The organism is Desulfosalsimonas propionicica (assembly GCF_013761005.1).
Taxonomy (GTDB): Bacteria; Desulfobacterota; Desulfobacteria; order Desulfobacterales; family Desulfosalsimonadaceae; genus Desulfosalsimonas; species Desulfosalsimonas propionicica.
Genome location: NZ_JACDUS010000003.1, coordinates 493147 through 502203, shown reverse-complemented (window position 1 = coordinate 502203; position 9057 = coordinate 493147). Strand labels below are relative to the sequence as shown.

Genomic DNA, 9057 nt, shown 5'->3' with positions numbered 1-9057 from the left:
GATCGCCGAAAGCACGCCGCAGACAAACAAACCACACCCGACCCGACACATGCGAAAACCGCCACAAGCTGCCTACCCCTTGGTTACGCCGATGCCCCGATTGTGACTACTTCCGGGTTAAAAATAGTGACGGCTTGGAGGAAGGAAGCCCTGCGCCCAGGGCAATTGAAAAACATCTTGACGCCGCTGCTGTCAGGGCTGTATTGAAGGATTCAAATGAAAGCCGGCACCCAAAAACCCCTGCGCGTCTGCCTGCTGAGCTACCGCAGCAATCCCCACTGCGGCGGCCAGGGCGTATACGTGCGCAATCTCAGCACCGCCCTGGTCCGCCTGGGCCATCACGTGGATGTGGTGTCCGGGCCCGAATACCCGGTGTTAGATGAAGGGGTGGGCCTGATCAAACTGCCGGGTCTGGACTTGTACAATCCGGAAAACCTGTTTCGCATGCCTTCGGTTACAGAACTGGCAGACACGGCCAATTTTCTTGAATGGCTCGGGGTCTCCACCATGGGCTTTCCCGAACCCTTCTGCTTTGGCATGCGGGCGGCCCGGTTTTTCAGAGAAAAAAGCCGGGGCTATGATATCGTGCATGACAACCAGAGCCTTTCCTACGGCATCTGGTCGATCAAACGGAAAATGCCGGTGATTGCCACCATTCATCATCCCATTACCGTGGATCGGGATGTTTCCGTGAAAACCGAGCCCGCGTTCTGGAAAAAACTCCAGCAAATCCGCTGGTATTCCTTTATCGGGATGCAAAAGCAGGTGGCGCGCACCCTGCCGGGTCTGATAACGGTTTCCCGCTTTACCCGCCAGCATATCAGCCGGGAGTTCAAAATACCGGAGAACCGGTTTTCTGTTGTGCCAAACGGCATCAATACCGAACTGTTCTACCCCATTGCCGAAATCGACCGCGAACCCGGCCGGATCATTGTTACCAACAGCGCAGACACCCCCTTAAAGGGCCTGCATCATCTTTTGCCGGCAGTGGCCGCAGTGGCCCAAACCCGGGATGTGCGGCTTATCGTGGTGGGCACGCCCAAAAAAAACGGCATGGTGGAAAAAATGGTCAGACAGCTGGGACTTGGCCGGATTGTCACCTTTACCGGCCGCATATCCTACTGGCAATTCGTTCGCCAGTACGCCCGGGCCGCCATGGCTGTGGTGCCGTCGGTCTACGAGGGCTTCGGCCTGCCCGCGGGCGAGGCCATGGCCTGCGCCGTGCCCGTGATCAGCACCACAGGCGGAGCCCTTCCCGAAGTTGTGGGCGATGCCGGTATCCTGGTGCCGCCGGCCGATGAAAATGCCCTGGCCGCAGCCATCACGGACTTGCTGGATCATCGGCAAAAAGCCCGGAAAATCGGACAAGCCGGATACGAGCGGGTGCGCCGGCATCTGAGCTGGAACGCGGTGGCGGAAAAAACAGCAGCCGCCTATGAAAGGACCATTGATGATTACCATCGACTATAACCGCTTAGATATCCGGTCCGGCCACAGAATTTTGGACATGGGCTGCGGGGCCGGCCGCCACGTATGCGGGGCCTGCGCCCGGCCAGGGGTCACGGTGGTGGGTGCAGACATCAACATTGCAGATCTGGCAAAAGCAGATGAGCACATCCGGATTCACGAGCAGTACGGCGGGCCCTATCAGGGCAAATGGGCCTTGTGCGCCGCAAGCATTCTAAAGCTGCCCTTTGCTGATCACAGCTTTGACCATGTGATCTGCTCCGAGGTCATGGAGCACATCGCCGATGACAAGCAGGCCGCAGAAGAACTTTTCAGGATCCTCAAGCCCGGTGGAAGCCTGGCGGTCAGCGTGCCCCGGTATTTCCCGGAAAGGATCTGCTGGGCACTTTCGCAAACCTATTCCAACACCGATGGCGGCCATGTGCGCATATACCGAAAAAAACAGATCACCGGCCTGTTTGCGTCCCTGGGCCTGGAGCTGACGAGCCGCCATTGGGCCCACAGCCTGCACTCACCCTACTGGTGGCTCAAGTGCATGGCCGGGCCGGAAAACGATTCCGCGGCACCGGTGGCGGCATACCACCGGTTTTTGACCTGGGATCTGATGAAAAAGCCCAAAATCACCCGCATGGCTGACCGTCTTTTAAATCCTGTACTGGGAAAAAGCCTGGTGCTTTATTTCAGGAAAGCCGCCTGAGCACTCCGAGGGTCTTTGTCATGGGCAGAGCCTCAAACAAGCCGGAGGCCAGGGCCAGTTGATAGATGTGATGCGGGGCCTGACCGCCTTCTTCCGGGTTTTTGAAAATATCATGGATGACCAGAAAACCGCCGGCCGTCACATGAGTGGCCCAGGCATTGTAGTCGGCAAATGCCGCCTCATGGCTGTGCCCGCCGTCGATGAAAACCAGGCAAAGCGGCGTGGCCCACATGCGGGCGGCAACCGGGGACGCACATGCCAGGGGCACCACTGTCTGCTCAAGCCCGGCGCGCGCCAGTGTAGTACGAAACAGCGGTAGGGTGTCGATGCGGCCGAATCGGGGATCCCAGGTTTCCGGGTCAAAATAGCCCTCCCCGGGCTGCTGTTCCTCTGAGCCGCGATGATGATCCACGGAAAACAGGATACCGTTGTTTTGCCGGCAGCCCGCCCCCAGATAAAGGCTGGATTTTCCGCAATAGCTGCCGATTTCAAGGCAAGGGCCCTTGGGTGCGGCCTCCAGGGCCAGTTCATAAAGCCGCCGGCCCTCTTCCGGGTCCAGAAAACCCTTGGTCTGCCGGACAAGCGCGGGATCAATTTCCATTTTCAAATGCTTTTTTTACAATCTGCTGAGCCTGCTGCTGGATCTGCCGCAAGTGATCCGCTCCCTTAAAGCTTTCTGCATAAATCTTGTAAATTTCCTCGGTGCCCGAGGGCCGGGCCGCAAACCAGCCGTTCGGGGCAACCACCTTGAGCCCGCCGATGGGGGCATCATTGGCCGGCGCCCGGGTCAGCACCTGCTCTATGGGCTCTCCCGCCAGTTCATCTGCTGCGATCATTTCCGGAGACAGGTTTTTTAAAATCCGTTTCTGGTCCGCTGTTGCCGGGGCGTCCATGCGCTCATAAACGCACTGGCCCAATTGTTCCTCGATCCGGCTGTAAATGCCCGCAGGATCAGTCTGGGTGGCTGCGGTGATCTCGGCTGCCAGCAGGTTTAAAATAATGCCGTCTTTGTCCGTGGACCAGACCGTGCCGTCTTTTCTCAAAAATGAGGCCCCGGCGCTTTCCTCGCCGGCAAAGCCGTATTGACCGGTTAAAAGCCCTTCCACAAACCATTTAAACCCCACCGGCACCTCCTGCAGGGGGAGTTTGAGAAATTTTGCCACCCGGTCGATCATGGCCGTGGAAACCAGGGTTTTGCCCACGGCCGCGTTCCGGGGCCATCGGGGGCGGTTTGCGAAAAGATACCAGATGGCCGCGGTCAGATAATGGTTGGGATTGAGCAGGCCCGCGCTTTTGGTGACAATGCCGTGGCGGTCCACGTCCGGGTCATTGCCAAAGGCAATGTCAAAGCGATCCTTTAAATCAATCAAACCGGCCATGGCATAGGGAGATGAACAATCCATGCGGATCTTTCCGTCCTTGTCCAGGTGCATGAACCCAAAGGCCGGATCAACCCCGGTGTTGACCACTTCCAGATCCAGGCCGTATTTTTGGGCAATGGGCTCCCAGAAATACACCGCCGCACCGCCCATGGGATCCACCCCGATTTTAAGGCCCGCACCGGAAATGGTGTCCATGTCCACAACATTTTGCAGGTCATCCACGTAAGGCTCGATATAATCGTATTCCCGGGTAGTGGGGGCCTTTTTCGCCCTTTCAAAGGGGATGCGGGCAATGTTTTCCACCCCTTTGGCCATCAGTTCATTGGCCCGGTCCTGGATCAAGCCCGTGACATCGGTTCCCGCAGGTCCGCCATGGGGGGGATTGTATTTAAAGCCCCCGTCCTCGGGCGGGTTGTGGGAAGGAGTGATCACCACCCCGTCTGCCAAACCCTTGCTGCGCCCATGGTTATAGGTCAAAATGGCATGGGAGATCACCGGGGTGGGGGTATAGCCCAAACCTTTCTGGATCATCACGGGAATTTCTGCTGCGGCAAACACTTCCAGGGCGGTGATCAGGGCCGGCTCGGACAAGGCATGGGTATCCATGCCCATAAACAGGGGACCGGAAATGTTTTCCCGTTTCCGGTACTCGCAGATGGCCCGGCTGACCGCCAGGATATGGGCTTGGTTGAAGCTGTTGCGAAGCGATGAGCCCCGGTGTCCCGAGGTGCCGAAAGCCACCTGCTGGGCGGGGTCGCCCGGATCCGGATGCCGGGTGTAATAGGCTGAAACCAGCCCGGGCACATGGATCAGCAGGTCACTTGTGGCGCGCTTGCCGGCTTTTTCGTGTACGGACATGGCAGACTTCCTTTGTTCCGGAGTTTAACACACTGAGTTATCCTGAAAATCGCTTTTCGAGAACGTTGCGGACATCGTGAAAATCCTTCCAGGGGATATGATCGATGTTGTGTTTTTCCAGATACCGGGCCAGACGGCCCCGGGCAAACACCAGATCCCCGTGGCGGGCCATGTTGTGATCGGTCATTCCATCGCCGATAACCACCCGGAAATCCGCATCAAACCGATCCATCACCACTGCCTTGGCCACCAGCTCATCTCCGCCTTCAAACCCGGAGTGAACCTTTAAAAAAGGGCCCGTGTCATCCACGTCAACGGCAAAAATTTCATCCACCTGACCCGTCAAATCCCCGAGCCCGGCTTCCACCATGCCCCGCACGCCCCCGGAAATCACCACAAAGGGAACAGCCCGGGCCCTGAGAAATGCCAGCAGTTCGGCAAAACCCGGCCGCAGGGGAATTTGGCGCACAAAATCAAGTGTGTCCGGATACTGATCAGAGCAAATGGACTCCAGCATTTCCCGCACCCCGGCGCGCAGGGTTATGTCCCCGGATTCGAGTCTGGTTTTCATCCGGTGCCATTCCTGGGGCAAAAAATGCTCCAACACCGCCTGCAGGCTTTCCTCTGCGGTGATGGTGCCGTCAAAATCACAAAAAACGTAAGGCTTAGCGCTTTGGCCGTTGTTCATGAAAAAAGAAAGCTCCGTGTCTTTTTACAGGCTTGCGTTTCCGGCCTGTGCCGGAAAGCGCTTTTGAATAAAATGGCTCAAAAAATCATTGATGCTTTCCACATCCTCCATTTCCAGGACCGCATCCAGTGCATAGCGGGCATCTTCGTACCGGATGGCCCGGATAAACTGCTTGGCCGCAGGAATCGAGGAAGGCGTCATGCTGATGCGGTCTGCGGCCATGCCCACGTATAACAGCAGGCATTCCTGCTTGGACGCCGATTCCCCGCAGATGCTCACGGGCTTTTGATGCTGCCTGCAGACATTGACAATCTCGGCAATGGTGACAATCACGGAAGGATGCAGGGCATTGTAAAGATTGCCCACCTTTTTGTTGTTGCGGTCCACGGCCAGCAGATACTGAATCAGGTCATTGGTGCCAATGCTCACGAAATCAACGTATTTGAGCAGCCGGCTGAGAATGGCCGCGGCCCCGGGCACCTCGATCATAATGCCCGTGGCAATCTGACGGTCATATTCAATGCCCTTTTCATCCAGGGCCTGTTTTTCGGCATCCACCAGGGCGGTCACCTTTCGGATCTCCTCAACCCCGGAAATCATGGGAAACAGCAGATGAACGGGACCATGAGCGGAAGCACGCAAAATGGCCCGGATCTGTTTTCGAAACTCCTCTTCAAGCTCCAGGCTGATCCGGATGGAGCGCCATCCCAGAAAGGGATTGTCTTCCTTTGGATAATCCAGATAAGACAGAAACTTGTCTCCCCCCACGTCAAATGTCCGGATGGTGACGGTTCTGCCTTCTGCCTTCTGCAGCATGCGGGTGTAGAGTTCCACCTGTTCTTCTTCGGTGGGAAAGCTTTTTCTGAGCAAAAACGGAAACTCGGTGCGATACAGGCCGATGTGATCCGCGCCGTATTCCCGGACATGCGGTATATCGGAAAGCAGACCGATATTGGCCCCGAGCCGTACGTGCGCCCCGTCAAGCGTGACGGCCGGCAGGTCACGAAGCGCAGACAGGCGCAGCCGGATCTGCTGATTTTCCGCCTGCCTGCGCTCATATTCCGTACAGATGTTTTCATCCGGATTGACAAACACAAACCCCGAGGATCCGTCCACAATCAGGTAGTCCTTTTCCCGGACATTTTCAAACAAACCCTCAACCCCGATGACAATGGGAATTTCCAGGGATCGGGCCAGGATCACCGTATGGGACGTACGACCTCCCCGGGCGGTGACAATGGCCTTTAGGTTGGGCTGCCGTATGGCCAGCAGATCCACGGGGGAAATGTCTGAGGCCACCACGATAGAGGGACGGGTCATGGGCTCGTGGGGATCGCCGGAGACACCCACCAGATGGCCCAGCACCCGTCTGCCGATATCGAGCACGTCTGCTGCGCGCTCGCTTAAATAGGCATCATCCATGCTCCGAAAATTTTCCACATACTCCAGGATCACCTGTTTTAAGGCATACTCGGCGCATTTGCCCGAATCAATCTGCGCCTTGATCTTGCGTTTCAATCCCGCATCCCGCAGAAACATCAGATGGGCGTCAAGAATGGCCGATTCCTGATCGGAAAGACCGGCGCCGGTGCGGGCCACCTGCCGAATCTGGCCGGATGCCCGTTCGAAAGCATGATTCAGCCGTTCCATTTCAGACTCCGGAAGATCCGACCAGCTGCATTGTACCTGATCAAAATCAATATTTTCCGGCAGATAATGGGCATAGCCCTCTGCCACCTGCTCGGAGACCGGATCACCCCGGAGATAGTCCGGTACCGGACGGTCCGGCAGGCTCCGGGAGATTTCCATAACCGGCAGGCGCCGGCGCAGCGCCGGCCGGCGCGCAGACATGTCCTCGAGCAGCCCTGTATAGGCCACGGTGGCCGAAATCTGGCTGGCAATATTGGAAAAAAGCGGAATGTCTTTCTCCCGGATGCCATTTTCCGCCAATGTCTGGACCACCAGGACCCCGAGCACCTTTTGGTGATAGATCAGGGGCAGTCCCAGAAAAGTAGAATAGCGTTCTTCGCCACTTCCGGCATAATACTTGAATCTGGGATGGATGGCGGGATTGACCACCAGAACCGGCTGCATCTGCTCCACGGCCAGGCCGGTCAGCCCCTCGCTGGTGTCCATTTCAATATAATCCACAAATGAGGCGGAAAGCCCGTGGGTGGCTTTCAACACCAGACGGTTTTCCATGGGGTCATACACATAGACTGAACAAACGTCAATGTTTAGGCTCCGGGCCACCTTGGCCACAATCTGTTCCAGCGCGGATTCCGGATTTTCCGAATCCTTCAGGGTCTGAAATATATCTTCAAGTATGCTGATCTGCCGTGTCTGCATGAATATTTTTCCGCTTGCATTGGGTCCGGGAACACGCCTGCTCCCGATATTTGCGAATTTGATACGATAATTCAAATCTGCCTAACAATAGCGCCGTTGCCGGAGAAATTCAACCCGGATTCATTGATTTTCGCCTGTAAAAGCGCTGTCCGCAGGGTTTTCCAGCTGCCGGAGCTGTTTTTGAATGTCATCGCGCTGTTGCTCCAGTTCATCGAGCTGCCGGATAAACACCGGTTTGACGGAATGGGGCGGAATTCTTTCATTGAGATCCGCGAGCTGTTTTTCCACTTCTGCAAGCTGGTTTTGGAGCTGCTTCTTTTTTTGGTCAGACATGATCGGACGGTTCCTTGTCGGGTTGTAACCGGGTCTGCGGGCAGTGCATGAACAGGCTCGGATCAAAGCAGGTAAAAGACAGCTTGCTGCCCTGATCGATTTGTTCCACTCCCTCGGCAATCACGATCACGGCCGGGGTTTTGGCCATGGCCGCCATACGGCTTTTTAACTTTTTGGGATGCAAAACAATACCGGCACCGTTTCTGCTGATGTCGCACTGCACAAACTGGGTCCAGTCCGCCTGGCCGCGCACCGTGCTCTCCAGGCGGCCATAGAGGTGCAGATACGGGCTGAAATCCAGGCCTGCCATTTTTCGGACGGCCGGGTAGACCATAAACAAAAAAGCGGTTTCATTCGAGGCAGGACCCCCTGGAAGGCAGAACACGGGTTTTTGTCCCAGAATGCCCATGCCTACGGCTTTGCCGGGACCCATGCGCACCCGGTGAAAAATCATTTTGCAGCCCAGATCCTCCAGAACCCGGACCACCAGATCGCGGTCCCCCTTCCAGGCACCGCCGGAGGTGACCAGCACGTCTGTCTGCTCTGCCAGTCCCAGAATTTGCTCCGCCATCTGCCGGCGACTGTCTCCGGAGACCCGCATTTTCACATCAAAGCCGCCGTCAGCCAGCCACGCCTGCTGCAGGGCCACATTGCTGGCATACAGCTTGCCCGCTTCAAACGGCTTTCCGGGAAGCAGGATTTCGCTGCCCGTGGCCAAAAGTCCGATTTCCGGCCGGCGGCAGACCGGCACCTCAAAAATCCCCGCGGCCACCATCAGTCCGATCACCTGGGGGGTCAGCAGACTGCCGGCATGGCAAATGCACTCACCGCAATGCACGTCAGTGCCTTTTTCCAGGATGTTGCGCCCCGGCTCGGCCGGTGCGTGCACCGCAACCAGGGGCCGGCCCTTATCCGTGAATTCTTCTGCCACCACTGCATCCGCGCCCGGGGGGATGGCCGCACCGCTTAAAATGCGCATTGCCTTTCCCGGAACCACGGCATATCCGGGCCGGTCCCCTGCGGCCATAACCCCGGAAAGCCCCAGGCGCACCGGCGAGTCCGGACAGGCTGTTTCCACGTCCGCAGAAACCACGGCATATCCATCTTTCAGCGATGCATTGACCGAAGGCGAATCCACCCGTGCATATACCGGCCCATACGCCACCCGGCCCACGGCCCGGTCAACGGCAATGGTCTCAAAAGCCATTGGAAAAACATTTTCCAGGGCCAGGCCCAGGGCCTCGTCAAATCCGATATCACAGCGCATGCAAAACTCTCCGCCA

The 9057-nt window shown here is 57.1% G+C and carries 9 protein-coding genes; 3 read left to right on the top strand and 6 right to left on the bottom strand.

The features are described from left to right. The 3 genes from HNR65_RS17805 to HNR65_RS08220 form a co-directional block, all read left to right on the top strand. The coding region (locus HNR65_RS17805) for a hypothetical protein (protein ID WP_220128318.1) at positions 1-207 on the top strand (207 nt) is incomplete at its 5' end. Positions 208-216: 9 nt separating this feature from the next. Beyond that, the gene (locus tag HNR65_RS08225; RefSeq protein WP_181550992.1) at positions 217-1470 is read left to right on the top strand and encodes a glycosyltransferase family 4 protein; all 1254 of its coding nucleotides are present in this window, start codon (positions 217-219) and stop codon (positions 1468-1470) included. Then, a complete protein-coding gene (locus HNR65_RS08220; RefSeq protein WP_232364694.1) occupies positions 1436-2164 on the top strand; it encodes a class I SAM-dependent methyltransferase in 729 nt (242 codons plus the stop codon). Before HNR65_RS08225 ends, HNR65_RS08220 begins: the two co-directional genes overlap by 35 nt. Here HNR65_RS08220 and HNR65_RS08215 read toward each other — a convergent pair. The 6 genes from HNR65_RS08215 to HNR65_RS08190 all read right to left on the bottom strand — a co-directional run bounded on the left by HNR65_RS08215 (position 2148) and on the right by HNR65_RS08190 (position 9041). Beyond that, positions 2148-2765, bottom strand: coding sequence for a class I SAM-dependent methyltransferase (locus tag HNR65_RS08215; RefSeq protein WP_181550991.1), 618 nt, complete (start codon positions 2763-2765; stop codon positions 2148-2150). The two genes, HNR65_RS08220 and HNR65_RS08215, sit on opposite strands and share 17 nt — an antisense overlap. Continuing rightward, entirely contained in the window at positions 2755-4404 is a 1650-nt protein-coding gene (pgm, locus tag HNR65_RS08210) for a phosphoglucomutase (alpha-D-glucose-1,6-bisphosphate-dependent) (protein ID WP_181550990.1), read from the bottom strand. Before pgm ends, HNR65_RS08215 begins: the two co-directional genes overlap by 11 nt. Before the next feature lie 37 nt (positions 4405-4441). Next, on the bottom strand, positions 4442-5092 hold the full coding sequence (locus HNR65_RS08205) for an HAD-IB family phosphatase (RefSeq protein WP_181550989.1): 651 nt from the start codon (positions 5090-5092) through the stop codon (positions 4442-4444). 24 nt (positions 5093-5116) lie between these two features. Continuing rightward, on the bottom strand, positions 5117-7441 hold the full coding sequence (gene ptsP, locus HNR65_RS08200; RefSeq protein ID WP_181550988.1) for a phosphoenolpyruvate--protein phosphotransferase: 2325 nt from the start codon (positions 7439-7441) through the stop codon (positions 5117-5119). A 120-nt stretch (positions 7442-7561) separates the two neighbouring features. Then, positions 7562-7774, bottom strand: a complete 213-nt coding sequence (locus HNR65_RS08195; protein ID WP_181550987.1) for a hypothetical protein — start codon at positions 7772-7774, stop codon at positions 7562-7564. Next, positions 7767-9041 (bottom strand): molybdopterin molybdotransferase MoeA, encoded by a 1275-nt coding sequence (locus tag HNR65_RS08190; RefSeq protein ID WP_181550986.1) that lies wholly within the window; start codon positions 9039-9041, stop codon positions 7767-7769. The genes HNR65_RS08195 and HNR65_RS08190 overlap by 8 nt, the downstream gene beginning before the upstream one ends. Positions 9042-9057 lie beyond the last annotated feature (16 nt).